The organism is Clostridium sp. chh4-2 (assembly GCF_002899675.1).
Taxonomy (GTDB): domain Bacteria; phylum Bacillota; class Clostridia; order Lachnospirales; family Lachnospiraceae; genus CHH4-2.
Genome location: NZ_PKUU01000004.1, coordinates 1 through 25,892 on the forward strand (window position 1 = coordinate 1; position 25,892 = coordinate 25,892).

Annotated in this window: 24 protein-coding genes; 5 read left to right on the forward strand and 19 right to left on the reverse strand. The window is 46.4% G+C overall.

The window, feature by feature from the left end:
- Positions 1–398 precede the first annotated feature (398 nt).
- Positions 399–617, forward strand: a complete 219-nt coding sequence (locus C0033_RS26865) for a hypothetical protein (RefSeq protein ID WP_180994574.1) — start codon at positions 399–401, stop codon at positions 615–617.
- 294 nt (positions 618–911) lie between these two features.
- On the opposite strand, the gene C0033_RS04975 is transcribed toward C0033_RS26865, so the two are convergent.
- The 3 genes from C0033_RS04975 to C0033_RS04985 form a co-directional block, all read right to left on the reverse strand.
- Entirely contained in the window at positions 912–1,784 is an 873-nt protein-coding gene (locus C0033_RS04975; protein ID WP_103226783.1) for a protease modulator HflC, read from the reverse strand.
- A gap of 55 nt (positions 1,785–1,839) precedes the next feature.
- Positions 1,840–2,916, reverse strand: a complete 1,077-nt coding sequence (gene hflK / locus C0033_RS04980) for an FtsH protease activity modulator HflK (protein ID WP_103226784.1) — start codon at positions 2,914–2,916, stop codon at positions 1,840–1,842.
- 321 nt (positions 2,917–3,237) lie between these two features.
- On the reverse strand, positions 3,238–3,738 hold the full coding sequence (locus C0033_RS04985) for a hypothetical protein (RefSeq protein WP_103226785.1): 501 nt from the start codon (positions 3,736–3,738) through the stop codon (positions 3,238–3,240).
- Between the two features lie 375 nt (positions 3,739–4,113).
- Here C0033_RS04985 and C0033_RS04990 point away from each other — a divergent pair, with 375 nt between their 5' ends.
- Positions 4,114–5,136, forward strand: coding sequence for a PTS sugar transporter subunit IIC (locus C0033_RS04990; protein WP_103226786.1), 1,023 nt, complete (start codon positions 4,114–4,116; stop codon positions 5,134–5,136).
- A 171-nt stretch (positions 5,137–5,307) separates the two neighbouring features.
- Here C0033_RS04990 and C0033_RS04995 read toward each other — a convergent pair whose 3' ends face one another.
- The 7 genes from C0033_RS04995 to C0033_RS05025 all read right to left on the reverse strand — a co-directional run bounded on the left by C0033_RS04995 (position 5,308) and on the right by C0033_RS05025 (position 14,371).
- On the reverse strand, positions 5,308–6,960 hold the full coding sequence (locus C0033_RS04995; protein WP_242984419.1) for a VWA domain-containing protein: 1,653 nt from the start codon (positions 6,958–6,960) through the stop codon (positions 5,308–5,310).
- Positions 6,961–7,042: 82 nt separating this feature from the next.
- The gene (locus tag C0033_RS05000) at positions 7,043–8,065 is read right to left on the reverse strand and encodes a hypothetical protein (RefSeq protein ID WP_103226787.1); all 1,023 of its coding nucleotides are present in this window, start codon (positions 8,063–8,065) and stop codon (positions 7,043–7,045) included.
- Positions 8,058–8,585 carry an RNA polymerase sigma factor gene (locus tag C0033_RS05005; protein ID WP_103226788.1) on the reverse strand — a complete coding sequence of 176 codons (528 nt, stop codon included), beginning with the start codon at positions 8,583–8,585 and terminating at the stop codon, positions 8,058–8,060. Before C0033_RS05005 ends, C0033_RS05000 begins: the two co-directional genes overlap by 8 nt.
- A gap of 92 nt (positions 8,586–8,677) precedes the next feature.
- On the reverse strand, positions 8,678–9,448 hold the full coding sequence (locus C0033_RS05010; RefSeq protein ID WP_242984420.1) for an EFR1 family ferrodoxin: 771 nt from the start codon (positions 9,446–9,448) through the stop codon (positions 8,678–8,680).
- 64 nt (positions 9,449–9,512) lie between these two features.
- The gene (locus tag C0033_RS05015; protein ID WP_103226790.1) at positions 9,513–10,112 is read right to left on the reverse strand and encodes a DNA-3-methyladenine glycosylase I; all 600 of its coding nucleotides are present in this window, start codon (positions 10,110–10,112) and stop codon (positions 9,513–9,515) included.
- A gap of 79 nt (positions 10,113–10,191) precedes the next feature.
- Complete coding sequence (thrS, locus tag C0033_RS05020; RefSeq protein ID WP_103226791.1) at positions 10,192–12,096, reverse strand: threonine--tRNA ligase; 1,905 nt, start codon at positions 12,094–12,096, stop codon at positions 10,192–10,194.
- Positions 12,097–13,030: 934 nt separating this feature from the next.
- A complete protein-coding gene (locus tag C0033_RS05025; protein ID WP_103226792.1) occupies positions 13,031–14,371 on the reverse strand; it encodes an IS30 family transposase in 1,341 nt (446 codons plus the stop codon).
- A gap of 136 nt (positions 14,372–14,507) precedes the next feature.
- Between C0033_RS05025 and C0033_RS05030 the strand changes: the two genes are divergently transcribed.
- Positions 14,508–16,057, forward strand: a protein-coding gene (locus tag C0033_RS05030; RefSeq protein ID WP_103226793.1) for an IS3 family transposase whose coding sequence is annotated in 2 segments (ribosomal slippage) — positions 14,508–15,159 and positions 15,159–16,057 — 1,551 coding nt in all. Because the reading frame shifts where the segments join, the coding sequence is not laid out codon by codon here.
- A gap of 156 nt (positions 16,058–16,213) precedes the next feature.
- Positions 16,214–16,666 (forward strand): hypothetical protein, encoded by a 453-nt coding sequence (locus C0033_RS05035; RefSeq protein ID WP_103226794.1) that lies wholly within the window; start codon positions 16,214–16,216, stop codon positions 16,664–16,666.
- Positions 16,667–16,788: 122 nt separating this feature from the next.
- On the opposite strand, the gene C0033_RS05040 is transcribed toward C0033_RS05035, so the two are convergent.
- From C0033_RS05040 to C0033_RS05055, 4 genes are all read right to left on the reverse strand, one after another.
- Positions 16,789–17,280: a helix-turn-helix transcriptional regulator gene (locus tag C0033_RS05040; protein WP_103226795.1), complete on the reverse strand. Its 492-nt coding sequence runs from the start codon at positions 17,278–17,280 to the stop codon at positions 16,789–16,791.
- Positions 17,281–17,373: 93 nt separating this feature from the next.
- Positions 17,374–17,934 carry a signal peptidase I gene (gene lepB / locus C0033_RS05045; RefSeq protein WP_103226796.1) on the reverse strand — a complete coding sequence of 187 codons (561 nt, stop codon included), beginning with the start codon at positions 17,932–17,934 and terminating at the stop codon, positions 17,374–17,376.
- Positions 17,935–18,071: 137 nt separating this feature from the next.
- Positions 18,072–19,238 carry a flagellin lysine-N-methylase gene (gene fliB / locus C0033_RS05050; protein ID WP_103226797.1) on the reverse strand — a complete coding sequence of 389 codons (1,167 nt, stop codon included), beginning with the start codon at positions 19,236–19,238 and terminating at the stop codon, positions 18,072–18,074.
- 211 nt (positions 19,239–19,449) lie between these two features.
- Entirely contained in the window at positions 19,450–20,076 is a 627-nt protein-coding gene (locus C0033_RS05055; RefSeq protein WP_103226798.1) for a CatB-related O-acetyltransferase, read from the reverse strand.
- A gap of 292 nt (positions 20,077–20,368) precedes the next feature.
- Here C0033_RS05055 and C0033_RS05060 point away from each other — a divergent pair, with 292 nt between their 5' ends.
- Positions 20,369–20,971, forward strand: a complete 603-nt coding sequence (locus C0033_RS05060) for a hypothetical protein (RefSeq protein ID WP_242984421.1) — start codon at positions 20,369–20,371, stop codon at positions 20,969–20,971.
- Here the strand turns inward: C0033_RS05060 and C0033_RS05065 are convergent.
- The 5 genes from C0033_RS05065 to C0033_RS05085 form a co-directional block, all read right to left on the reverse strand.
- Positions 20,910–21,953 carry a lysylphosphatidylglycerol synthase transmembrane domain-containing protein gene (locus tag C0033_RS05065; RefSeq protein WP_103226799.1) on the reverse strand — a complete coding sequence of 348 codons (1,044 nt, stop codon included), beginning with the start codon at positions 21,951–21,953 and terminating at the stop codon, positions 20,910–20,912. The genes C0033_RS05060 and C0033_RS05065 overlap by 62 nt on opposite strands.
- A 16-nt stretch (positions 21,954–21,969) precedes the next feature.
- A complete protein-coding gene (locus C0033_RS05070; RefSeq protein WP_103226800.1) occupies positions 21,970–22,671 on the reverse strand; it encodes a polysaccharide deacetylase family protein in 702 nt (233 codons plus the stop codon).
- A complete protein-coding gene (locus C0033_RS05075) occupies positions 22,668–23,738 on the reverse strand; it encodes a glycosyltransferase (RefSeq protein WP_242984422.1) in 1,071 nt (356 codons plus the stop codon). The genes C0033_RS05070 and C0033_RS05075 overlap by 4 nt, the downstream gene beginning before the upstream one ends.
- Positions 23,739–23,867: 129 nt before the next feature.
- On the reverse strand, positions 23,868–25,199 hold the full coding sequence (locus C0033_RS05080; RefSeq protein ID WP_103226802.1) for a HAMP domain-containing sensor histidine kinase: 1,332 nt from the start codon (positions 25,197–25,199) through the stop codon (positions 23,868–23,870).
- Positions 25,192–25,884, reverse strand: a complete 693-nt coding sequence (locus C0033_RS05085) for a response regulator transcription factor (protein WP_103226803.1) — start codon at positions 25,882–25,884, stop codon at positions 25,192–25,194. The genes C0033_RS05080 and C0033_RS05085 overlap by 8 nt, the downstream gene beginning before the upstream one ends.
- Between the last annotated feature and the right edge of the window lie 8 nt (positions 25,885–25,892).

The window sequence follows — 25,892 nt, forward strand, 5'->3', positions numbered from 1 at the left end:
GTCTCTTTTTATCCTTGCGGATCTAAGTACTTCTAAGGGGTTCCATACGATCCCATTTCGCCGATTACTTCCGCCGCCCGCCTGGGTTTCCCCTTCTTTCCGGCTGTTGCTTGGCTAGCGGGAGTTTACGAATTATAAAAAATAATGCCCAGAAACCACGTAAAATCAATGGTTTTGAGCATCCTGAAAATTTACCTAACTTTTTGATTCACAGAAAACCTTGTAAAAATCGATATTTCTTAGATATTTAATTTATACTACAGTTTTGTGTGTTTGTAAAGGCTGTTTTCTGTTAGGTAATACTTTTAAAACCCTTAAAAGCCTTGATTTTACTGGATATTTTAAGGTTTTAACTAAATAAATCGTAAACTCCCGCTAGCTGAGGGAAAAAAGATTTGGTGGATGGGAAAGTATGTTTTTACATCAACCGTGAGGTCTTTTTCAGAAATACCTTCACGATCTATGTGAATTTGGCCTTACGTAAATACCAATACAATAACATTGTTTTTAACCAGGCCAGCGAAAACCAGCCCGGAATCGGGAGACGAAGGTTGGAGGGGCCGTCCGGGCCGGGGAAGGAAGATGCAGTCAGATCGGATCGTATGGAACCCCTTTAGAACTACTTGGACCCGTAAGGGCAGAACGAGGCAGGTAGAAACTGAATTCCAGATCAGTTTCTAAAGCGCCACTGAGCAGCGAAGTCATAAAGAGTTCACTGCGAATGGCGCTGGCCTGCCTCGTTCTGTCCTTACGGGTCTTAGTAGTTCTTAGGGGCGAATCCCGAATCCGCTCTGGCTGCATCTTCCTTCCCCGGCCCGGACGGCCCCTCCGACCTTCGGCTTCCGGTTCCGCCTCCCGATTCCGGGCGTCCCCCTTTCTCTAACTCAGTTAAATAACAATCCGGGTAGGGACTATCTTCCCATAAATATGTCGGCGATGGGTGAATCTCCCGGCAAAATCAGTGTGTTGTTTTCGCCTTTTAGGGACGCTTTTGCCGATGTCAGCGCCCTCGTAAAAGCGTAGAACTGGGCACGTTCCGGCGTATTATAGGCTTCGGCCAGGATGCGCATGTATTCCGCTTCGCCTTCCGCCGTGATTTGGGCTGCTTTGGCCTGGGCGTCGGAAATGCTGATGGCAATTTCTTTGTCCGTGGTATTCTGGATCACTCTGGCTTCGGCCTGGCCTTCCGCCGTATAGGTGGCGGCAATTTTATCGCGTTCGGAAATCATTCTTTCATAGACGGCTTCCTTGTTGTCGGCCGGAAGATCCAGTTTTTTGGTTTCCACGGATAAGAGCTGGATTCCGTACTGTTCCATTCCGCCTCCTATATTATCCATTATCGCTGTGGACAGCTCTCCGTCCCTGCCGCTGATCACATCATTTTGAGACATGCTGCTGATCACATTTTTCACAGAATTATAAACAACCGTGTCAATTCTCCGTTCCGCATTAGGGATGGATGAATTCAGGGTCTGGGCAAATTTCAGGGGATCTGAAATTTTCCAAAGCACGTAGCTGTCCGACATCATGGTTTTCTTATCCATGGTTATTACATCGGAAGCTGCCAGGTCATAGAGCAGAATTTCTCTCGGAAGAGTGTCCGCCGTCTGAATAAATGGAACTTTAAAAGAAATTCCTGCCTCCGTCACCACTTTGTTGACACGCCCAAATTCCCGAATCAGTTTATATTCATTTTCATGGGTAATCACAACTGATCCTGCAAGAAAGATAACTGCTGCCAGTGCAGCTGCCGTACCCGCTACTTTACCAAATGTCCGTTTCATATTTTCCCTCATTTCCGCCGTAAAACGGCATATTCATCAACAATTGTGCCTGCATTTACTCCTGAATCTCTATGTCAGCAGACTGATCTGTATCTGCCGGAACCGGAGCAGGAGCAGGGGCCGTTGGTTTTTCCTGGACCGCCGCCGATTGAGACGGGACGGTTTTCGATGTACCAGACGCCCCACTGTTTCCCGTAAAGCTGTCTAACGGAAGAATGGTGCTCGTTTTATCCGTTCCATCAATGATCACCTTCAGATTCGGCAGGATATCTTCCATCGCTTCATAGAACATCCGCTGTTTTGTCACTTCCGGATTCTTCGCATATTCTTCATACATTGCGTTGAATTTAGCTACTTCGGCATTGGCTTCATTGACTCTCTGAACCCTGGTGGATTCCGCTTCCTGCATCACCTTGTCAATCTCGGCAGTGGCCTGGGGAAGCTTTTCATTTCTGTATTTATTCGCGTTGTTAATGGCGGTTTCCTTGCCCTGCTTTGCGGTTTCCACCGCTTTGAAGGCTTCCATAACTTCAATGGTAGGCGGTTCCGAATCCTGGATTGTTACATTGACCACCTGGATTCCGATATCATGTTTTTCAAGGCTTTGGATAATCATATCCTTCACCTTGGACTGAATTTCATTCTTTCCGGTTGTTAACACAGAATCCACATCATAGCTTCCGATTACGGTTCTGATACAGCTTTGGCTGATATTTTTAAGGACCATCACCGGGTCTTGTGACGCATAAACCGCCTTTACCGGATCAGCCACTTTATATTCCACGAAGAAATCCACATTGACGAAATTATAATCATGGGTGATCATCAGCGAATCCTCTTCCACGCTGGCATTGTCCTCCTGATTATATCCAAGTGCGAACCCCTGTATCGTGGTATTCACTTTCTGAACATGCTGGACAAACGGAATTTTAAAATGCAGTCCCGGAGTGGTTACCGGCTGGGCTTTTCCAAATGTTGTGAGCACGGCCTGTTCCTGTTCCTGAATGTTATAAACGGAACCGAATCCGATCACCGGTACCGCGATCACAAGCAACGCTGCCAGCCCGGTCCTCCTCGCATGTTTCATAACATCTTTAACTTTTTTCTCTAAATCTGGATTATAACTTTCCATTCTTTCCTCACCTTCTGCCGCAGCGGCGGCGTTTGCTTAAAGAATTGTATCATCAGTTTTCCTCCGGCATTGCAGCTGCTACCATATGCCGGAACCATAAAAGGTGTACGCTTCTATGATATAAAAAAAGACTTTTACTACAGCCTTAAAAGCTGCAGTAAAAGTCTTGCTATTTCAATAGGATGCGGGCGGATAATTCTGCCGTACTGACGCATTCTATACATCTTATGATGTAAGCTACTCCCTTTTACGTTAGAACCATTATAACATAACCGGCCAGCCTTGTCAATTAATTATCAATCTTCATTTTCTGCTAAAACCCTAAAACAAGCGTCTGAGCAACCCGGTAACCGTGCTGATCAGGGAACCGAAAAGCGGCATTATAACATAGATAAACAAAACCAGCCATAAAATCCAGCGCATGCCTGATTTAGGCTTTTTCTGTCCATTTCCCGCATCAGAAAGGTCACGGCTCTCAACAGATTTTACCGGAGAGGTCACCGGTTTCACCGGAGGGGTCACAGGCTTCACCGGAGGGGTCACAGGCTTCACCGGAGGGGTCACAGGCTTCCAGGAAGAATAGGCAGATCCTGACGTTTTTGTCTTAATCGGCTGATTTCCGGTTAAAGGGGCCGCATATCTTGCCGGAACCGTTTCCGCATCATTATGATAACTGCAATCCGCCTCTGTTTTCGGATGCGACTCGTTCAGGTAATAATTGACCTCCATAATATAGGGCTCTTTCACCCATGACCTGCATGCGCTGCAGTAATGGGCAGAATGCATAACCTGATCGCATATGGGGCATATTCGTTTCTTCATCCTTAACCTCCGTCTCGTATCATCAAATGTGTATGCTCATATTTTTATTGTAGCACATACGGCTTAATATATCTACAAATCTGCGGCAAGTATTTGTTAAATAATTAACTATTTTACACTTTTTTTATAAAAAAGCTAGGAATTTTTAACATTCTATGCTAATATATGTTTCAACTGCTTTGGCTAGGGAAACAAAGGGAGGAAGGTTCTTCTCTTAGCAGCCAAATGTGTGCCCGTATATCCCATATATGATCTTTATTTATCTCAGATGAGATAATTCCTTCGGAGCATTTTTACCGGCCGTTTTATCATGTACGCATGAATGGCCGCCGGCAGAAATGATACCGGGGAGCAACAGTAAAAGGAGAGTTACATATGGAACAGACAGGCGTAAAAGGATTTTTAAAACGGAAAAACGTAAACATCACAGTCAAAACGTATCTGATCGACGCACTTGGCGCCATGGCATTCGGCTTATTTGCCTCTTTGCTGATCGGTACAATCTTTGCCACTTTAGGCGAAAAAACCCACTTGGAAATCTTCATAACAATTGCAGACTATGCAAAAAGTGCCACAGGCGCTGCTCTTGGCGTATCCATAGCCCATGCCCTCGGGGCGCCTCAGCTGGTGCTTTTTTCAGCTGCTACCGTAGGAATCGCCGGCAACGCTCTCGGCGGACCAGTGGGCGCTTTGGTTTCCACCATTGTAGCCACAGAGCTGGGTAAAATTGTTTCCAAAGAGACAAGAGTGGATATCTTGGTAACCCCGGGAATCACCATCATATCGGGAGTGCTGATGGCGCAGTTCGTAGGCCCCGGCGTGTCCGCTTTCATGACCGCTTTCGGAAATGTAGTAAAAACCGCCACGGAAATGCAGCCATTTTTAATGGGCATACTGGTATCCGCTTTGATCGGCATCGCACTGACCCTGCCTATCAGCAGTGCTGCAATCTGCATCATGCTGGGACTTGACGGTCTGGCAGGAGGCGCCGCCACCGCAGGCTGCTGCGCCCAGATGATAGGATTTGCCGTGCTCAGCTTCCGTGAAAATGGAGTGGGCGGATTGTTGGCTCAGGGACTTGGAACCTCCATGCTTCAGATGGGCAACATTGTCAGAAATCCAAAAACATGGATTCCGCCGACCTTGGCCTCTATGGTCACCGGGCCCATTGCCACAGTTGTATTCCAGATGCAGAACATTCCTACCGGAGCAGGTATGGGAACCTGCGGCCTGGTTGGGCCAATCGGCGTTTACACCGCCATGGGAGGAGGCGGCCGGATGTGGCTGGCCATCTTGCTCGTATGTTTCCTGCTTCCGGCAGGCTTGACCCTCATATTTGGAGAAGTGCTCCGCAAAGCGGAATGGATTAAATTAGGGGATTTAAAATTAGATTTGTAGATTGAGATTGGGCTTTTACTAAAAATGCACGTCCAAATAGAACAACCCGCGGTAAAACCGCTCGGACAATTCTATTTGGGCGTGCAGCCTATTAATCAGAACCTAAGTAAAACTAAAACTCCTGCAAACGGACCTGAACCTTTTGCATGCAGTCTGGTAAAAGCAAATATCTTAGTCCATGACCTTTAAAACCAGCTGTTTGAATTCATCTTTATAGGCATCCATCTTGCTCTGGGGCATGCCGGAAACCAAATTGATGACCTCTTCATAGGAAGCACTGCCTCTATATTCACTGTTTCGCAAAAGCATGCCGAATTCTGCTACAGCGCCTGCAAATCTCAGGTTGTCGGGCAGATTTTTTTGATAGCTGTCCGCTTCCACAGGAACAGAGATCAGTTTGCTTTCATTTCCGTTAGGTGCTTTATAGCGGATATTGATTGTCAAGAGTTCGGAAGCCAGGGCGCGGTCAGCGGTGGATTCCTGGTCTTTTGGCGTTTCTGTTTCCTGATATTTCAGAGTTTCCTGTGGAATGGTTCCTCCCGTACGCACCAGCTCATAAAGGGCCGTTACCCGGTGGCCGGCGCCAATTTCTCCTGCGTCCACTGCATCGTTATTAAAATCTTCGTCCGCCAGCGCGCGGTTCTCATAGCCGATCAGGCGATAGCCGGAAACCTGGGAAGGGTTAAATTCCACCTGTAACTTCACGTCTTTCGCAACGGTGATCAGGGTTCCGCCCATCTCTTCTACCAGAATCTTCTTCGCTTCCATCAAATTATCCACATATCCGTAGTTGCCGTCTCCATTATCGGCCAACGCTTCCATCTTGTTGTCTTTTATATTGCCGGTTCCAAAGCCCAGAACAGACAGGTGGACACCGCTTTTTTTCTTTTCTTCAATCAGTTTTGTCAGCTCGGATTCACTGCTGACTCCCACGTTTAAATCGCCGTCTGTGGCAAGGATCACGCGGTTATTGCCTCCCGCGATAAAATATTTCTGCGCCAGTTCATAGGCTTTATTGATACCCGCTTCGCCTGCAGTGGAACCGCCTGCCGTCAGACTGTCCAAGGCTTCACGGATCTTTACCTTTTCGTCTCCTCTGGCGCCTTCCAGAACCACCTGTTCATAACCTGCGTAAGTCACGATGGATACCCGGTCATTTTCCGTCAGCTCATCGGTCAGCAGGCCAAATGATTTCTGCACCAGGGGAAGTTTATCCTCTTCATACATGGAACCCGAAACGTCCAACAGAAAAACCAGATTGGACATGGGGCGGCGGTCAAAATCGATTTCCTTTGCCTGTATGCCCACCAGCATCAGCTGGTTTTCAGGATTCCATGGGCAGTCGGAAAGTTCGGTGGTGACTGCGAACGGAACGTCTCCGTCCGGCTTTTTATAGTCATATTTGAAATAATTGATCATTTCCTCAATCCGAACTGCATCTTCCCGGACGGGTTCGCCCCGGTTTATCATCCTTCTGATATTGCTGTAGGCCGCTGTATCCACGTCTATGGAAAATGTGGAGAGCGGATTTTCAGTCACCCGTTTAAACCCGCTTTCTACGATGGTATTATATTCCTCCGAATTCATATGATCTCCATCGTAAGCCCGCTGGTATCTTCCGGCCATTTCATTTGTGCTTCCTGCCACGCTCTCCATGGCGCCGCTGTACTGGGCGGCCATTGTAGTTTCTGCCATGGCCGCGTCTGCCGCCGCCATAGTTCCTTCTGCCACCACAGAACTCTTTCCGCCTGCGCATCCCAAAAGGGCGGTGGCTGCCATCAATCCCGATAAACCGACTGCTGCTATCTGATTTCTTTTTTTCATAATTTCCTCCATTCCGAAATGTCCCGGCGCCGGAGAGGCCCGCCCTTACGTCTGCCTGATATCAGGCGGAAGGTCCGGTTCCTCAACCCGCGCTGTGCATCTTCTCCATGAGAACCGTCAGATTGGAAAGAAATACAGGGTCATTTCGCATGACCATGCGGTCATAATAAAAGTCTTCCGGCGACTGGGCATTCTTTAATACCACGGCCGTCCGGTCATCGACCAGGCTCTGCCATCCGGTATGGAACACATATTTCGTATCCTCCGTCACCTCGATCTGAGGGGAACTTGGATATACCAGCCAATAGGAGCCGTCTTCATACTTTAATGGAAGGATGTAGGTTCCGCCTTCTTTTAACGTGTACAAAAGGCTGTTTTCCTCTCCACTGCCTACCAACGGGCTTTTCACCTGAAGTCTTTGATTATTGCTCACATAGTCTTCCGAATACAACACGCTGTCAACCACCACATCATAAACCAAGGAATCCGCCCGGCCATCCGGACCGTTTTCATAAGATACATTTTCTACCGTCACCTGGCTGAGCAGTCCGGCGTCTTTTAAATCCGCTTCCGTAAAATAATAATTATCTTCCGGAACATAGACCGCATCGGCGGGCGGAGCAGGGGCATCGGTACCGTTCAGCGCCAGACTGTCATAGGATACGGTCATGATGCCGTCCGTTTGACCGGAAGGCTCTGCCGAAGTTTCCGGCATAACGGATTCCGCAGCCATCTGATTCTTTTCCTCCCGTCCGCTTTCCACGGCCGTCTCCGCCGCCGCAGTGGTTTGAGCCGCAGCAGTTTCTGCCTCCATCATCACCTGACCTGCCGTCGTTTCCAACGCGCCGGTCATACCTGATTTCATCTGCTGTCTGCCCGTCACGCCTCCTAATACCAGCAGCGCGCAGCAGGCTGCGGCCGCCAGTCCGGCTTCGGCACGGTAATTCTTTTTCGTTTTTCGTTCTTCTGCATGGATAATCTCAGGTTTTTCCTCTTGTGAAATGTTCTTAGGCGTCAGATTGGATTCTATTCTTTCCCAAAGATCAGGCGCTTCCTGAATCTGTAAATCTCTGTATGCTTTTTTAAGATTTTTGTTCTTACTCATAGCGGCACCTCTTCAATTTACTTAAAGCAACCCTGTATTTCCATGCGACGGTTCCAAGTGGTTTTTTCATGATCCGGGAGATCTCCTTAAAGGTCAGCTCTCCCATGATTTTCAGGTTAACAATCTGTTTTTCTTCCTCCTCCAGCGTTTCCAACGCTTGTTTTAAGGTCAATTCCGCACAGATCAATTCTTCCTGGGCATTTGGTTCCTGGGGATTGGACTCCGGAATCTCATCCACCAGCTGTTCGCGCCGGTATTTCCGCAGATAATCCACAGCCATGTTGCGGGCAATTGTGAGCATCCAGGCTTTATGTTTTCCTCCCTGCCTGTACTGATCTGCAATGTCCCAGAGCTTGATGAAAAAATCAGCTGTCACATCCTTGGCGCTCTCCTCATTATGTAAAATGCTATTAACAGCGGAATAGACCGACGGAAGATACTCTTCGTAAATAGCTCTAAGCCCTTCCTGGTTTCCCTGTTGGATCAGCCCGATATTCGTTTCAAACTCGCGGTCAGTCATGCTCAACAGCTGCGCCCTCCCTGTGTAGAATTTCCCTTCTATATTAGATACGAATGAAAGAAATCATTTTTATGGTAAAATTTAAAATATTTTTATAAAATATAGCACTCGTTCTTTTTCGGCTCAGAACATGCCTTTTTCAGCATCTGCACCGAACCTGCTAGCATCAGCTTATTAAGGCCCCTGGCTCCTTCCGGACAGACCGAAATGCATCTCATGCAGGAGATACATTTCTTATCATCCGTTAAAGACGGGTCCTCCGCAGAAATGGCTCCCACCGGGCAGAGTTTGGCGCAGAGTCCGCATTTGATGCATTCTTTATCCGCATGAGGCTTTAACGGAATGCCATGGTAGTCCTTATACGGCTCATTGCCCGGAAGTTTCAGATCCATGTCCCGGATTCCGCTGTCTGATAAGATTCTCTCTTTCAGCTTATTTCCATATTCCAAAAGCTCCTTCTGATCCGCCTCGTCCGGGCGGCCTGTGGCAAACTGGTGCATAATATTGTGTTCCGTGACGGCTGCCACAGCGCCAACTACGTGAAAACCGTTATTTTCAGCGGTCTGTTTTAATTCCAAAAGGGTGTCCTCATATGCCCGGTTTCCGAACGAAACGACAACAACGGCTAACGCCCCATTGCCCTTCATCCTGTTTAAACGCTCCGTGGCCGTAGCCGGTACCCTTCCGCCATATGACGGAACTCCCATGTAAACCAGATCTTCCTGCCGGAATTCATACTCCTTTTTCTCATTTTGGTAGTCCGTCAGATCGATTTCCTGTACTTCCTGATCCCATACGCCGGTTAAAATCTCCATCACTTTTTTGGTGCTGCCCGTAGGGCTGAATGATACCATATATCTCATATTCTCTCTCCTTCCGGCCAAAAAACGGCCATTTGACCCGTAATAACAAGTTTGCATCTGCTTTTTAATCTTCGATATACACGGTGTTTTCGTTCTGTACCAGCTTCTCATACATCCAGCAGTCATATGCGTGGTCATTGATGATTCCGCATGCCTGCAGATGGGAAAATATGGTGATGGAACCCGCATATTTAAATCCGCGCTTTTTCATATCTTTACTCACCTGGTCCGACAGCTGGTTGCTGACCTCCATAAAGCCTTCCCTGTGCTTTTTATAGACATAGGTCTTTCCATTTGTAAATCCCCAGATATAAGCGTCAAAACTGCCGAATTCTTCCGCCACCTTTAAAAACTGTCCGGCGTTATGGATCACCGCCTCTATCTTCCTCCGGGAGCGGATCATCCCGGGAACCAGGAGAATCTTCTCAATCTCCTCTTCCCCAAAGGACGCCACCTTGCGAACATCAAATTCCGCAAAACACTCCCGGAAAATGGAGCGCTTCTGAACCATCATGTTCCAATTTAATCCGCACTGCATCACTTCCATCAGCAGGTACTCAAAATGGCGTTTGTCGTCATGAGCCGGAACTCCCCATTCCTCATCATGATAGTTTGTCATCGGTTCATTGATCAGACACCATGCGCACCTGTTCTTCTCCTCCATTATCCCGCCTCCTCCACGTTTCTTATCCCTCAAGTTTACGTTCTGTGAAGGGAAATGTCAAACAGGAGAAGGGGAAAATTTATAACCGGTCAAATTCCGTTTCTTTCCGCACCATTTCCACAAACTGATCCGGCGTCATCACAACCGTTTCTCCTGAATCGCGGTATCTGACGGACACTGTGCCCTCTTCCTCCTCTTTTCCGCCTGCAATCAACATATAAGGAACTTTTTCCAGCTGAGCTTCTCTGATCTTATACCCGATCTTTTCCGCCCTCGTATCGCATTCACAGCGGATCTGGTTTTTAAGCAGCTTCTGATAGATTTCTCCGGCATACCGGGAATTTTTATCTGAGATGGGCAGCACTTTTGCCTGAACCGGAGACAGCCAGACAGGGAATTTACCCGCAAAATGCTCGGTCAAAATGCCGATAAACCGCTCGATGGAACCAAATACCACGCGGTGAATCATGATCGGCCTGTGTTTTTCTCCGTCCGCTCCCATATATTCCGCTTCAAAACGCATGGGAAGCTGGAAATCCAGCTGGATCGTGCCGCACTGCCAGGTCCTTCCGATGGAATCTTCCAAATGGAAATCGATTTTCGGGCCGTAAAATGCCCCGTCTCCTTCATTTACCACATAGTCCAGGCCCAGTTCGTCCAGCGCCTTTCTCAAACCATCCGTAGCCATTTCCCAGTCTTCATCGCTTCCTATGCTGTTTTCTGGCCTGGTGGAAAGTTCCACATGGTACTTAAATCCAAACAGGCTGTATACCTGGTCGATCAGCCGGGCAACTCCCTTAATTTCCTCTGTAATCTGCTCCTGGGTCATGAAGATGTGGGCATCGTCCTGGGTAAAACAGCGGACGCGCATCAGCCCGTGAAGCTGTCCCGACTTTTCATGGCGGTGCACCAGCCCCAACTCGCCCATGCGCAGCGGCAGATCCCGGTAAGACCTGGGCTGAGACTTATAGACCAGCATTCCGCCCGGACAGTTCATGGGTTTTACGGCAAAGTCCGTGTCGTCGATCACCGTGGTATACATATTTTCTTTATAATGATCCCAATGCCCTGAAGTCTCCCACAGCGAACGGTTCAGCATGATTGGAGTGGAAATCTCCACATATCCTTCTCTTGTATGGATCTTTCTCCAATAATCGATGAGGGTATTTTTAAGCACCATTCCCTTGGGAAGGAAAAACGGAAAGCCCGGCCCTTCTTCCATAAATGTGAAAAGCCCCAGCTCCTTTCCAAGTTTTCTGTGGTCCCTCTTTCTGGCCTCTTCCATCATCTGAAGATACTGTTCCAGATCGGCCGCTTGGGGATAGGAGGTGCCGTAAATTCTGGTCAGCATTTTATTTTTCTCGCTGCCTTTCCAGTAAGCGCCTGCCACGGAAGTGAGTTTCAGCGCCTTCACCGGCTTTGTGCTCATCAGATGAGGGCCTGCGCACAGGTCCGTATACTCTCCCTGACGATAAAAGCTGATCTCCTCTCCTTCCCCCAGTTCCTCGATCAACTGGACCTTATAAGGCTCTTCCTGTTCTTTCATCAAAGCGACTGCTTCATCCCGCGTCAGAGTAAAACGCTCCAATTCCAGGTTCTCTTTTACAATCTTTTTCATCTCTTTTTCCAACGCTTCCAAATCCTCCGGCGAAAATCCCTCTTCCCGGTCAAAATCGTAGTAAAAACCGTCTTTTATGGATGGCCCGATAGCAAGCTTTGTCTCCGGGAAAAGCCGTTTTACCGCCTGAGCCAGAATATGAGCGGTCGTATGGTGAAATGCCGCCCTTCCCCCTTCGTCCTCGAATGTCAGAATTTCCAGTTCACAGTCCTCTGATATCACCGTCCGAAGATCGGCCTCCCGGCCGTTTACTTTTGCCGCACAGGCATTTCTTGCCAGCCCAGGACTTATGGCATCGGCGATCTCCAATGCAGTCCTGCTGCCGCTAAATTCTTTCATTTCTCCATTTTTTAATGTGATCTTCATATTTCCCTCTTTTCTGCTGCTTGGCAGCTTATAATACTCAAAACGAAAAAAGCGCCCTTAAACAGAATGATCTCATTCCATTCAAGGGCGCATATATACTTCACTTGTATACAGCACGGTTCCACCTTTATTTTCACTCCGGCTCCAACAAGCCTTATCCCTTAACGCGGGCACACGTCAGCATTCCTCATGCCGCAGCTCCGGAGTGGTCTTCACTGTCAATTACCGCAAAGGACTCTCAGCTTCTGCCCTTCTCTCTGTCCGGTCTCCTACAGCTACTCTTTCCATCATAGCTTTCTTGTTTCGTTTTTCACAGTATAGACCTGATTAAATATTTTGTCAATACCGCGCTGCAAATTGGAGGCTTATGCCCTGCTCCCCAGCTGTCCCTTTCGCCGGTTGCCCGGCCTTCCAAAGCAGCGGTTCCAGTATGACTATGCAGGATATTAGAGGGCGTTAGCGCGCAGGATTTTTCGTTCTGAGGGAAAGAGCCGCTTGTTTGAGCGGAGCGAGTTGCGGTCTTTCCCGAAGGTTTTTAGAAAAAATTTGCACGCTTACACCCTCTTATATCCGAATCCGGAATACTGGAACCGCTGCTTTGGACGGCCGGGCAACCGGCGAAAGGGACAGCTGGGGAGCAGGGCATAAGCCGGGAAGTAAAACACTACGATTCTCTTACAATGCTTACAAAAAACTAAAGGTAAAATTTCAAAGTGAATTCGTGATTTCTACAAAACATTGATTTTGCAGCACTTAATTCACCTCATTTCGGTTTACGTGTGACAAAAATAGAGCTATAATGACTTTACAGGAGCCTGTTTTCATGTGTGCAAGCATGGCAAACAGGCATCTGGGTCAGTGTGCAAGACTAAATTCCACATGCCAAATTTTTGTAAGATTAAATTCGGCAGTGGATTCCGTCTTGATTCTAATTCTATTTTTTAAGTAACGATGGTTTTAAATTGACTTGGTCTGCAGGTATTTCCTGAAGACATAAAAGTCTGTGTAACCTGTTATTTAAAAGCATCTTAGACAGCCTGAATGGAGTGCAACCGTTCAGGCTGTCTCTGGCTTCACTGTTGATATGATTCATAAGTACGCAGGCATCTCTCTGCTTATAGTTATCCAGACTCTGACCTTTGGGAATCACATACCGGATGTATTCATGATTTTTCTCGATCCGCCCTTTTTGCCAGGAAGAGTTCGGATTGCAGTAAAAGATTTTTGTGCGGATCTCACCATTTTTATCACACTCCAATCGCTCCGGAAATTGAAATTCTACACCATTATCGGTCAAGATTACAGGGAACAGTTCCTGAAATACCCCAATACCGAGTTTTTCTGTCAAATAATCGAAAACTTTTATGACCTGATCCTGTGATTTCTCTTGCAGCACAAAAATAAGCATAAGAGAACAGTTACGGAAAAAGAGGGTAAGGAAAGCCTGGGTGCTGTTATCCCGTCCGCCTTCTACCGTATCGAGTTCGACAACAGGAATGTCAGGATTCTTTTGAATGAATTTTTGAAAATCTTCGTAGGTACGTCCTATACGGAATTCTTTTGCAGCCAGGCTGACCCTTGTACCAGTTTTTCTTGGCTTGCATTTGTAACGCACCTTACGGCGCAGATCGATGTTCTTAGCAGTAAAAACGCCCTGGTCTATATAATTGTAGAGAGTCTTTCTGGAACAAGGAATCTCGTGTCCATGAAAAGCATAAATGTGCGCCAGTGACTGTCCTTGAGCAAGTAATGGGGAAATAAGGTCATCAAGCATTGCGATATCAACAGGAGCCTGGTTAATACCCTGTCTGCATGATACCAGCAGTTCTTGAGAGGATTTATCTGCATTCAGGGCAATGTAGAAGGCTTTGTTCTTATTGCAGGTCCGCTGTCTTGCGCAATGATTGCATACATAAGGAGCTTTGGATATTGATGCGCACTGAGGCTCCTGGTATTCAGGACACAGATAACTGCATTTAGGAATCTGCAGCTTTACATCATAGCAGCTCTTACACATCTTCACACAGCCTTTTTCATCACAAAGGAAGCGGAGGGTGCATTCTTTAAAGAGAGAACATCTGGCCGGCTTCTTCGGATCTTTCTCACGAGGCTGAAATGTGCGGTATTTCCTTACTTCCTTAGCAATGGTGCTGGGATGTTTATCCAGTTTTCTGGCAATGGCAGCAAAGGACAAGCCGTCATTTAATCCTTTTTCGATGTGGATGCGCTGGCTTGTTGAAAGGTGTTTGTGATCATATTCTTTTTTCTTAGGCATAAATAATCCTCCTTGGATGGAGGAATCCACTTACCAAGATAATAATACCATGATAGGTGTAACACTAAAATCGTCAATCACGAATTTAGGGGGTGCGGACGAAATCCTGGACTTTATAAGTCAAAGGAGGTCATCCATGTATTCTTTTGAAAAACGACTTAAAGCCGTAGAACTCTATTTCGAACTTGGTAACAATGCTGCATTGACAGTACGCAGATTAGGATATCCTGATGTCACATCGTTAGCTCACTGGGTTGATGAGTATGAAAGAAATCAATCTCTCCACGCTCAGAAACATCGCTACAGTAAATATTCTGACGAAGAAAAGGAGCGAGCCATCCAATACTATTTGAAGAATGGGAAGAACATTCTCCAAACAGTAAAAGTTTTAGGTTATCCTAGTCGTCCACTCCTCAAAGCCTGGATTAAAGAATATAATCCGCTGGAAGCAGAAAGACGTTGTCAAATTTTTAAGCCTCATGTAAGATGTACAGAAGAGCAGCAATTACAAGCTGTTCGTGAATCTTGCCGAGGTGATTTGACGATTTCAGAAATTGCAGCTATTTATAACGTAACTCCCTCGGCAGTATCAATTTGGCGAAGAAAGCTACTGGGCGAAGGGAGAAATCAAGTAATGCAAAAACCCCCTAACGAGGATAAAGATTCTATACAGCTCAAAAAAGAAAAACTGGAACTCGAAGCTGAAGTAGAAGCTTTGAGGAAAGAGGCCTGCAGACTCCAGCTGGAAAATGATGTTCTTAAAAAGGCTGCAGAACTCCTAAAAAAGATAAGGGCATCAGTCTTGAAAAACTCACCAATCGAGATAAGGCCATAGTGATTGATGCCCTGAGAAACCGATATTTATTAAAGGATCTGCTCCTCATTTTAAATATGGCTAAAAGTAGCTACTGTTATCAGGAATCCTCTCTGAGAAGACCTGATAAGTATGCGGAGTTGCGGGTAGATATCCGAAGTGCATTCGAAGAGTCATCACAACGCTACGGATATCGTCGTTTGCATATGGTTCTCATTTCTGATGGGTTTCCCCTTTCTGAAAAAGTAGTGAGACGTATTATGCAAGAAGAAGGATTGGTTGTTTATCAAAAACGTCGTCGTAAGTATAGCTCGTATAAGGGAGAAATCAGCCCAGAAGTAGAAAACCTGCTTAAACGGGATTTCCATGCTGAAAAACCTAACACCAAGTGGCTCACCGATATCACCGAGTTTGCCATACCAGCGGGGAAGGTTTATCTCTCACCTATCATTGATTGTTTTGATGGTACCGTAATCTCTTGGACAGTGGGAGTGTCTCCAGATGCAGCGCTTGTAAATCGAATGCTAGATAAGGCAGTAGATCTTTTGGGGGAGGATGAGTACCCAATTATACACTCTGATCGTGGCTGCCACTATCGCTGGCCTGGATGGATTGAACGCACGGAAAGTGCCGGGCTTATCCGATCTATGTCTAAAAAGGGATGTTCTCCAGACAATTCCGCTTGTGAAGGATTCTTCGGTCGGTTAAAAAATGAGATGTTTTATTGCCGCAGTTGGGAAGATACAACGATTGAGGCCTTCATTGAAGAAGTTAATCAATACATACACTGGTACAATGAAAAACGCATTAAAATGTCACTTGGCGGAATGAGTCCGCTAAACTATAGAAAGAGTCTGGGGTTGGTCGCTTAAGTCCAACTTTATGTCCGCACCCTCTTAGTTGGTGAAACATGAATTTAATATTACATTTTACATACAAAAAACTAAACTGTCTTGACCCTGGACTTACTCCAAGGTGTAAGATGCTCGTGAACACAGATAAGGATATAGAAAAAGGAGGGTTTTCTAATGAAATTAAAGAAATTGGCTCTTGCAGCCGTAGTTCTGTCACTCAGCGCAGGAAGTGCTTTCACATCATTTGCGGCAGGTTTTGTAAACACATCACAGGGTACAAAATACCAGTGGGGAGACGGAAGCTACTGCACGAATAACTGGGTTCGTTATAAAGACCACTGGTTCTTCTTCGGTTCCGATCAGATTATGAGAACCGGTTGGATACAGCGTGATAATACCTGGTATTTCGCCGCTGATTCAGGTGAATTACAGGCAGGTTTAATCAAAGTCAACGGCAACGCTTACTACATGAACAACAAGTGCCAGCTGATTCAGGGCAATGTGGATGTGGACGGCAAAACATATCATTTTACAGAAAACGGACCGTCAGGAGAACAGCCATACGTTTACCAAGAGTGGAACAGCAACGGAACGCTGAAACGCGGAGTTAAATTTGGCGTGAGATAGAAATTGGCGGAAGGTCATAGAGAATCCGCATTCCATCAAATCAGATCATCCAATTATAAATTTAAAAAACCATCCTTCAACCCTTTCGGTTTTAGGATGGTTTTTTTATAAAGATTTCGTATTCAGCCTTCGCTTTTTTGCTTTAAAACTTTTATCACTAAGATCAGCACATATACAAAACCGCCCAGAAACAGCAGATTAATCAAAGTGACTGCTAAGTCGGCTATGAGCTGTCCTCCTGTCAGGGCTGTGATAAAAAACAGGGCAAACAAGGCAATCAGGATACCCACGTAAATCCGGCCGAAGGGAATCTTTCTTCCGATTTTTCCGGCTTTGGCATCCGGATTATATTCCTTCCGGAGCGTTTCTCCGGTTTCCGGCTTACTTTCTTCCTGTAATTCCATAGCCGGTGCTTCCGGCGGATTTCCGGCCAACTCATCCAAGCTCACTCCCAAAACCCCAGCCAATTGAGCCAGGTTTTTGGTGCTGGGCGCCGACTGGCCTGATTCCCATTTTGTTACCGCCTGACGGCTTACTCCCAGCTGCTCCGCTAACTGTTCCTGGGACAGATGCGCCCTCTTTCTGTAGGTTTGAATCTTATTTCCCATTGACATGGCCTCACCTCCGTCTTAAAACTACCATAAAGAAGGTTAAAATACCACCAACTGATTGGCAACTATTGGTTGCAGCCGCTTATTTTCACATTTTTATTTCACCTTTCCAGGTTTCGGGAAGTACCGGAACTGCACTTTTGCAATTATTTTACTCTTAGACACATAGGGATCAGACCAGCCTCTTGCGTCTGCGGAAAGGTTCCGGTTATCACCCATCATGAAATAGCACCCTTCCGGTATTTCAAAATGTTTGTTTTCCGACGGGTCCATCTCTTCTTTCAGATACGGTTCCTCAAGGGGAGTGTCCGAACCGTTGATATACACATGTCCGTCCCTGATATCCAGGGTTTCTCCAGGAAGTCCGATAATCCGCTTCACATAATGGATTTCTTTTTTAGAAGGGCCGTTCTCATGGTCAAAGATGACGATATCGCCCCTCTCCGGCTCTCCAAACCGGTATGAAAGCCTGGAACCTATGATCCTGTCTCCCGGCATAATCGTCGTTTCCATGGAACCGGACGGAACCACGCTGTTAGCGATCAAAAAATGATTAACAAGAAACGCAATGGCCGCAGCGGCCAGAATTATCTTAACCCATTCCCATATTTCTTTTTTCCAGTTTAACTTTTCTTCACTCTTCTTCTCTTCGCTCATATCTCAACCTTCTTTTTTTATTATCATAACCTATGAAACGTTTATCTGTAAACAGCATATCGTTTTTACGCTGAATTTAATGCCGAATTTCATCAAACCGCCAGAAGTTTCATCCTAACTGAAGATAAAAGGGATGCCTATGAAATCACCGCTTTTATCAGTATTTCCAGATCAAACCGCCCTTTTTCCATAAAAATCTCTTCCAACTGCTTTAAATTGAGATCCGAATGCTCCACTTCCCTGGAATAGCGGTGAGCGATCTCCACCATGTCGTTAAGTTCCGGCATCCGTCCATTTTCCTGCCAAATCGCCTGTGCCATCTCCTGAATCAGCAGAGTGCTGACAGCGGCCAGTTTTATCTTGGCAAATGCATGTCCGTCATATACGGCGCCGCAAAAATAGGTAAAGATAAAATATACCATAAGCTGTTCGCCCCAGCACTGCCAACGCTGTGAATTACCCTCAGAACTTTCCGCATCCGCCCGAAATGCCGTTCTCCTGGCTTCATACTCCGCAGGCCCGTCCGCATACAAAGTATGAATCAGCCGCTTTCTGTAATCCGGCCAATCCTTTTTCAGCACCTCCAGCTCATCCAGAATCTGAAACATCGCTTTCATGATCCCATATCGGGTCTGTCCGTCTGTCTCATATTCCAACAGCTTCTCTTCAAATGCCTTCACAGCCCCTTCTTTCCGGTAACGCAGAAGCAGGCTGTCCACCTCGAATAACCGGCCTTTTCTAATCCGGCTCTGTAAATCGTGGGCCAGAGCCAAAACCATGGCCGTTCTGGTCTCAAACCCCACTGTCCGTTCCTGCATCATGGAGATCATCACGTCCCTTGTATCCATCAGCTTGGTATACAAAAAAAAGTCGAATTCCGGGTATTCTTCCTCCCCCGGTCTTTCTTTTGTGAGAAAACGGACCGGCTCTTCACAGCCCAATATAATTTTCGCCGCTTCCATACAGGATAAAGACAGGGAAATCTCCCTGCATCCTTCAAATTCCTCAATGTGTCTCGGATAATTGCGGCAGGTTCTGCAAAGCATTTCCGGGCCCGCTTCCGTATAGATATCGCAGAGATTTTCCTCATTTAAAAATGCACATCTCTGGGCATACTGTTTAAAGCAGGACTCCTTCCAATCGATCGAGTTATGAAGGCGGTTTCCAAAAGCTCCCTTTGTCTTCCGGTACTTTTTAAGCGACTTCTCATCGATCATGATCTGCCATCCTGCGCAGCAGGTATCTTCGCAGTCCGACGCAGTGCATTGAAATTTATTATAATAATGGGGTACTGTATATATCATTCTCAATTTTCTCCTGAAAACATAGTTTCCGCGTTTTATTACGGTCAGCGCAGAACATGCGCAGACCCGCTGAACAATTACGTATTTTCTCAATAATAAATCCGGGCGGCAAAAGGGAACGGCGTCCCTTTAGTTTAACGCCGTTCCCCCGTCCTATAAATCCCGGCCTTGCTCATACGATTAACGGATCTTGGTCAGCCCGGATCGGAAATCACAGGGCTTCAAGCTGTCCTTTCATTAAAAACGGCAGGCTCTCTCTGACCTTTTCCCGAGGCCAGTCCCACCACTTCATAGACAAAAGCTTTAAGATCTTATCCTCGTCATATCTTTTTTTAATGACTTTCGCGGGCACTCCGCCCACAATCGTATAAGGCGGCACATCCTTTGTAACCACCGCCCTGGTGCCTATAATAGCCCCGTCTCCAATATGAACGCCTGACATGATCACAGCCTCATAGCCGATCCAGACGTCATTTCCGATCACTATATCGCCTTTGTTGTCCCATGCCTCCCGGACGTGTTCCGGCCCTAACTCCCAATCTTCCCAAAACAGCGGGAACGGATAGGTGGAAAGGGAACTCATGGTATGATTGGCGCTTGTAAACAGGAATTTAGCTCCGCATGCGATGGAGCAGTATTTTCCGATCACCAGCTTATCCTGGTTGATGGGATAATGGTACAGCACATTATTTTTCTCAAATAACGTGGGATCGTTGACAAAATCATTGTACATGGTATATTCCCCAACGGTTATGTTGGGATTTTTAATCACATTTTTCAAATAAATGGTCTCTTTATCTATGGACCTTGGATATATTTTATTAGCTGGAATAGTCATAGTTCCTCCTCAATTCGATTATTCTTCTCTCACTATTCCAGCTGCTGCAATGCAAAGTTTCACCTGTATCACCTTCCTTACTCGTTTGGAGTATACTCATTTAGAGTAACACTATTTTCGAAAACTTTAAAGATCTTTTATAAAAATGCTATAGAAATTTCAGACTCGAAATCCCGATCTTCTGGTATACTTTTATCTTGTGACCGGAGTGTAACGCAAATCTGACAAAAAGCTGTTAAGATGCACACTCCAAAATGACAAATTTCAGTCTGGTACATCGATTGGAGGACACATGTTACTGAGTTTATTGGCATATATTATCATTCCCGTATACACCATACTGTTTGTTAAGGGATATAACTGGTTTACCACCAACTTTTCCGTTATCGGCAGCTTTATCCACCGGAGGGACGCATTTGTCCTCTGGGGCGTTCTGGTGGGGCTTTATTTTTATATTGTGCTCCGCTCCATCGTCAAGCAGATGGACGAAAAGCCGGGAGGGATGTTTTTGATTCCCCTTTCTCTCAGCCTTCTGGTCTGCGCAATCACCACGCCCTACCTGCCGGAAATACTGCCGTTAAAATCATTTCTTCATATTGTTTTTGCATTTTTGGCCGCCGCATGCCTGATCTTCTGCCTGTTTTTGATCATCTGGCAGCTTTGGCAGGCTCAGCCTCAGATTTACGCCTCCTATATGAAGGCGCTTTTGGCTATTGTGATCCTGTCGGCCCTTCTGCTGGTGTTAGTGGGAATCGTAAGCAGCGCCCTTGAGATCTTTTTTACCATCTCTTCCGTAATTCTGGTAAGGCGTCTGCTGAACAGGACAACGGCATCTAAGAGGGAAACGCAAAAAAACGGCGGTGGAACTGCAAATACAGCACCACCAATCCGCTGATCACTAAAAAGCTGTAAAAACTGATTCCCCTGGCTAGAAGCATGACCGGAAGAATCTGGCCTGAAGTAAATAAACTTCCGAACAAAACCAGGAAACTGCTTTCCGACGCACCCACGGAACCCGGAAGGGGAACCGCCGACACGGCCAGGCTGAGCACCGCCTGCATCATAAGGAATTGAAGAACAGGCACATCAGTCAGCCCCAGCGCCAGACAGGCGCAGTAAGAGCTGAGATATAAAAATGTCAGCTGAAGGAACGTATAGACGATCACCTTTAAAAATACCAGCGGCTTTGACCTCAGATATACTCCGCCCTGGGCGTATTCTTCCATCAGCTCTTCCATTCTGGCCGAAGCCTTTTCCCGGTCTTTCACCAGATGAATCCGGTGCAGAATGGATAAAACCTTTAAAACAATCTTTTCCACCGGCTTTCTCCAGAAAATCACGGCCAGGATAAACAGGGCCGCCAGGCCGTTGGCCAGCACCCCGAGTATAATCAGCCAGTGGATGATGGACGGAAGCCCTTTTATATATGAATAATTCAAGAAAACGGACAGGGTTCCATAGACCAGCACCGCCATCTGATAAGCGGCCGTTACAGTCAGCAGCGTAAATGTGGACTGGGCTCCGTTTAAACCATCCCTTGTCATATAGTAAAACTGCATGGGCTGGCCTCCTGTGGCAGACGGGGTGATGGAGCTGAAATAAAATCCGGCAAATGCATACTGCCATGCTCTTGACCATGGAATCCTCCGCCTGAATATTTTTAAAAGTCCGCGGATAATGGCCGCCTCACATAAGGCGAATATGCACATGCACCCGATTCCCAGCACCGCATACCATAGATTCGCTTCCCTGATCACGCTTCTGATCTCCGATATGGAACTGTCTTTAAAGAGCACAAAAAACGTAATGCCTGCCAACGCAGCCATAATCACGGCATATATAATCATTCGTTTCCAGTTCATCTGTTTTTGTTCCATATGTACCTCTATTCTGTCAGTCCGGAAGGATAAAACTGTATCCTTCCTCTTTTAATGCAGGTATAACAAGTTTCAATGCTTCCAGCGTCTTAGCCGGAGCGCCTGGGGCTCCTCCGCTTTTTTCCCCTCCGTCGTGAAGGCAGATAATTGATTGGTCCTTCACCCGCTCCATGCATTTATCATAGATGGACCCGGCCGTGGCCTTTTTCTCCCAATCCTCTGCCATCACATCCCATAAAATCATCCGCATCCCGTATTTTTTTACAAAATGTCCGGTAAACAGATTGGTAAGCCCCCATGGAGGGCGGTAATAGATCTTCCTGATTCCAAATTCAGATAAAAACCGATACCCTTCTTTAAAATCGCGTTTTGTATAAAAAAAGCTTCTGAACATGGCGTTCTGATGATCCGTGGAATGAAATCCCACCGCATGACCTTCTGATATCATCCGCTCGATGAGCGCCCTGTTTTTCTCCGCTTCTCTCGTCACTGTAAAAAATACGGCGTGGATCTTCTGTTCCTTTAAGAAATCCAGAATACGGCCCGTGTAACGGGCATCAGGCCCATCGTCAAAGGTGAGCATGACCGTATGGGAAATCCCGGTTCTTTTCATCACCTTTGGATTCCATCTTTTATTATAAATCGCCGGAATGCAGGAATGCAGCGCAAAAATTCCGGCAGCACAGGCTGTAAAAGCAGCCAATCCGCTTTTTTTCATACCACATATGCCTCCTCACTGCCGCAGCCCACATACGATAGAATCCGGCCGATCACGCCCTGGTCGTACTGCTGTTTTAACTGCTTTACATTATGTTTCATACTGTTTAAAAGAGTGTCGTCTTTCATAATCTTATCGATCTCTCTGGCACAGATTTCCGGATTCTTCTTTAAGATGATCCCGATCCCATTTCTTATAATGAATCCGGTGTTATTGATCTCCTGCTGCAAAAACGGTTCGAATACCAGGATAGGCGTTCCTGAGTGGATGGTTTCAAACAGCGTGATTCCGCCGGGTTTCGATATGACCACATCCGCTTCCTGCATATAGCGGTAGACTTCATCCGTATAGCCGATCACTTCGATATTCTCGTATTTGCCGTAAAGCTTGTGGTAAATCTCTTTATTTTTCCCTGTAATAACTGTCACTTTAATATGGCCGCAGCCGTTCAGTTCTTCATAAAACGCCGGGTTTTCCGGCAGTATTCCAAGACCGCCGCCCATGATGAGAATCTGCTTCTTTCCGTCATTTTCAACGTTCTTTTCTTCTTTTGCATCGAATTCCGGCCGAACGGGGATTCCGTATACGCAGACTTTCCTGCCGTCCACTCCTTTTTCCATCAGCCGCGTTCTCACGTTCCTGGAAGGCACCAGATAGCAGTCCGTGTTGGCATTAATCCATTCGGAATGGCTGCTGATATCCGTAATGCAGGTGATGAGCGGAATCTTATCTCCGGTTCTGCTTTTATACCAGGAAATGATCTGAGAGCAGAGAGGAAGGGTTGACAGCACCGCATCCGGCTTTTCCGTTTCTAAAAGCTGTTTCATCTTTTTTAAAAAATAGGGAAGAAATACCGGCCTTAAATCCGGACCCTTCTTTTCCATCCGGTTATAATAAGTATTATAAGCGCTGCTGCAGTGGGTCACCATCAGTCCGAATGCCTGGTAAACCCGGTCGGAGCAGGATGGAACCGCATATTCAAATAGATCGCGGATCACAACTTCTGCCTGAGGGTTCACTTTTTTCACCTGTTTTGCAAGGGATTGAGCCGCTGAATAATGTCCCATTCCAAATTTGCCTGTCATAATAAGGATTTTCATGTTCATACCCCATTTCATTCAGATACTATGGTTATAGTATGGACTTAAAATCTTTATATTTGGCTGTAAAATTTCTAAAGTTTTCTTCAGAATTTCCTATTTTGGAATAATCGGCAGACAGATGACGGCCTGGAACCTGTAATTTTTGCTTCCATACGTAAAACTTCCTCCCATTTTTTCAATAATTTTCTGAGAGGCCTTGATGCCGATTCCATAGCTTTCCACTTCAATTTCCGCTTCCTTCATGGGATTTTCCTGGATCAGGCACATATGGTCCCCATCCAGACGGACACAGAATTCCACGTTTTCTTCCTTTACCGCATATTTTCCCACATTGGTACCCAAATTGTCAAATACTCTTCTCAGCTGGGCAACCTCCGCCTGAATGGAAAACGGCTCATTCACCTGGTAATTCAGATTTGTTTTAAATCCCCGCTCTTCCAAAGACTCAATCAGATCCCCTAAAAGCTGAACGATCAGTTCGTTGCCGTCGTAGATTTCCGCTTTGTCGGGCGCATTTTCCCACACCGCATAGGAATAGGAAAACAGATCGTCCATCAGTTTTTTCATATGATAGGCCTGGCTTTTTGCCTTTTTCATATAGATTTCCGCCTGTTCGCCGGAACATTTCTTATCGGTTATCATGTCCAGATAAAAAAGAACCGATGTCAAAGGCGTTCTGATATCATGGGACAAGGAGGTGATCATCTCATCCCTTTCTTTCTGGATTCTGTCCTTTTGCTCAATTTCCCGGTGCAGGCTGTCGCTCATCTGGTTGATGGTATGGGCTAGAGAATACAGCTCGTCTCTTCCGCTTTCCGGTATCCGGTATTCCTCTGTTCCTGCCTCTAAAATCCGTATTCCCTTCTCAATCCTCGTAATGTATTTCAGCTTTTTCCTGACCAGCATGAGGAATACGGCCACAAAACAGGAAGCCGTCACTCCGGCGCTGATGATCAGAATCAGCGTTCTGTATCTGACCTCAAAATAGGCCCTCACCGTGATCTCGCCTTCCCCGTCGGAAAATGTTACCGGATAGCTGAGGGACTGGTCATGTCTGTAAGGATAATATCCCAGCTGAAGCTCCCGTTCCTTGCTCTCCTTATCCATGGTGGTATAGCAGACCTTCCCGTCCTTATATACCGTCAAAAACACATACCAGTTATCATAATTCCAGCTTTCGATCTTTTCCACATCGTTGATTCCCACATGGTTGTCCTCAATATAATTCTGAAAATCTTCCACCACGCCGTGAATATGCCTCTTATAATAATTCTGGTGATCCATAAGGGTCCCCACAACCGCATTCATCCCGTTAAATACAACCGCCTGGCACACAAAAGCGGCCAGGGCGGAGAGAATCACATAATAAAGAACAGCGATGCTGAGGCGGGAAGGATTTAAAATTTTAAACAGGGTTTTATTCAATATAGTATCCTCTTCCCCACATGGTTTTTATGTACTCAGGATTCTGCGGGTCTTTCTCAATTTTTTTGCGGATGTTGCGGATATGCACCATCACATTGTTATTAGCAGAGTAAAAATACGGCTCCTTCCATACGCTTTCATAGATATTTTCCGAGGAAAACACTTTTCTCCGGTTCTCCATCATCAGAACCAGAATTGCATATTCTCTGGCAGTCAGATAGACTTCCCTTTCCTCCAGCATCACCGTTCTGGTATCCTTATCCACCACCAGGTCGCCCAGACAGAGCTTATTGTTTGTCTGAGCGGTTCCTTTCCCCTGATAGATACAGTACCTGCGGATTAGGGACTTCACCCTGGAAAGCAGTTCGGAATAGGAAAACGGCTTGGTCAGATAGTCGTCGCCTCCTGCCGAAAATCCCATGGCCTTGTCGGAATCCTGCATCTTAGCCGTTAAAAACAGGATCGGCGCCATGGTCTTCTGACGTATCTCGGCACAGGCCACATAGCCGGACTTCAGCGGCATCATAATGTCCAGAATAATCAAATCGATGGATTCATCCGCCAAACGGACGGCTTCCTCCCCGTCTGACGCGGTTATCACCTCATATCCCTCTCCTGTCAAAAGTATCTGCAGGATCTCTATGATCTCCTGACTGTCATCGGCAATCAGAACCTTCTGTCCCATGCTGCCAC

Coding starts and splice junctions, on each gene's coding strand:
- hflK (WP_103226784.1), bottom strand. CDS start 2,916: ATGGAAAGTTATAATCCAGATTTAGAGAAAAAAGTTAAAGATGTTATG.
- C0033_RS05065 (WP_103226799.1), bottom strand. CDS start 21,953: ATGGAACAAAAACAGATGAACTGGAAACGAATGATTATATATGCCGTG.
- C0033_RS05015 (WP_103226790.1), bottom strand. CDS start 10,112: ATGGAGGAGAAGAACAGGTGCGCATGGTGTCTGATCAATGAACCGATG.
- fliB (WP_103226797.1), bottom strand. CDS start 19,238: ATGATATATACAGTACCCCATTATTATAATAAATTTCAATGCACTGCG.
- lepB (WP_103226796.1), bottom strand. CDS start 17,934: ATGAGCGAAGAGAAGAAGAGTGAAGAAAAGTTAAACTGGAAAAAAGAA.
- C0033_RS05075 (WP_242984422.1), bottom strand. CDS start 23,738: ATGGGACATTATTCAGCGGCTCAATCCCTTGCAAAACAGGTGAAAAAA.
- thrS (WP_103226791.1), bottom strand. CDS start 12,096: ATGAAGATCACATTAAAAAATGGAGAAATGAAAGAATTTAGCGGCAGC.
- C0033_RS05010 (WP_242984420.1), bottom strand. CDS start 9,448: ATGAGATATATGGTATCATTCAGCCCTACGGGCAGCACCAAAAAAGTG.
- C0033_RS05035 (WP_103226794.1), top strand. CDS start 16,214: ATGAAATTAAAGAAATTGGCTCTTGCAGCCGTAGTTCTGTCACTCAGC.
- C0033_RS05040 (WP_103226795.1), bottom strand. CDS start 17,280: ATGTCAATGGGAAATAAGATTCAAACCTACAGAAAGAGGGCGCATCTG.
- C0033_RS05055 (WP_103226798.1), bottom strand. CDS start 20,076: ATGACTATTCCAGCTAATAAAATATATCCAAGGTCCATAGATAAAGAG.
- C0033_RS04995 (WP_242984419.1), bottom strand. CDS start 6,960: ATGAAAAAAAGAAATCAGATAGCAGCAGTCGGTTTATCGGGATTGATG.
- C0033_RS05025 (WP_103226792.1), bottom strand. CDS start 14,371: ATGCCTAAGAAAAAAGAATATGATCACAAACACCTTTCAACAAGCCAG.
- C0033_RS05070 (WP_103226800.1), bottom strand. CDS start 22,671: ATGAAAAAAAGCGGATTGGCTGCTTTTACAGCCTGTGCTGCCGGAATT.
- C0033_RS05005 (WP_103226788.1), bottom strand. CDS start 8,585: ATGACTGACCGCGAGTTTGAAACGAATATCGGGCTGATCCAACAGGGA.
- C0033_RS04975 (WP_103226783.1), bottom strand. CDS start 1,784: ATGAAACGGACATTTGGTAAAGTAGCGGGTACGGCAGCTGCACTGGCA.
- C0033_RS05085 (WP_103226803.1), bottom strand. CDS start 25,884: ATGGGACAGAAGGTTCTGATTGCCGATGACAGTCAGGAGATCATAGAG.
- C0033_RS04985 (WP_103226785.1), bottom strand. CDS start 3,738: ATGAAGAAACGAATATGCCCCATATGCGATCAGGTTATGCATTCTGCC.
- C0033_RS05060 (WP_242984421.1), top strand. CDS start 20,369: ATGTTACTGAGTTTATTGGCATATATTATCATTCCCGTATACACCATA.
- C0033_RS05000 (WP_103226787.1), bottom strand. CDS start 8,065: ATGAGTAAGAACAAAAATCTTAAAAAAGCATACAGAGATTTACAGATT.
- C0033_RS04990 (WP_103226786.1), top strand. CDS start 4,114: ATGGAACAGACAGGCGTAAAAGGATTTTTAAAACGGAAAAACGTAAAC.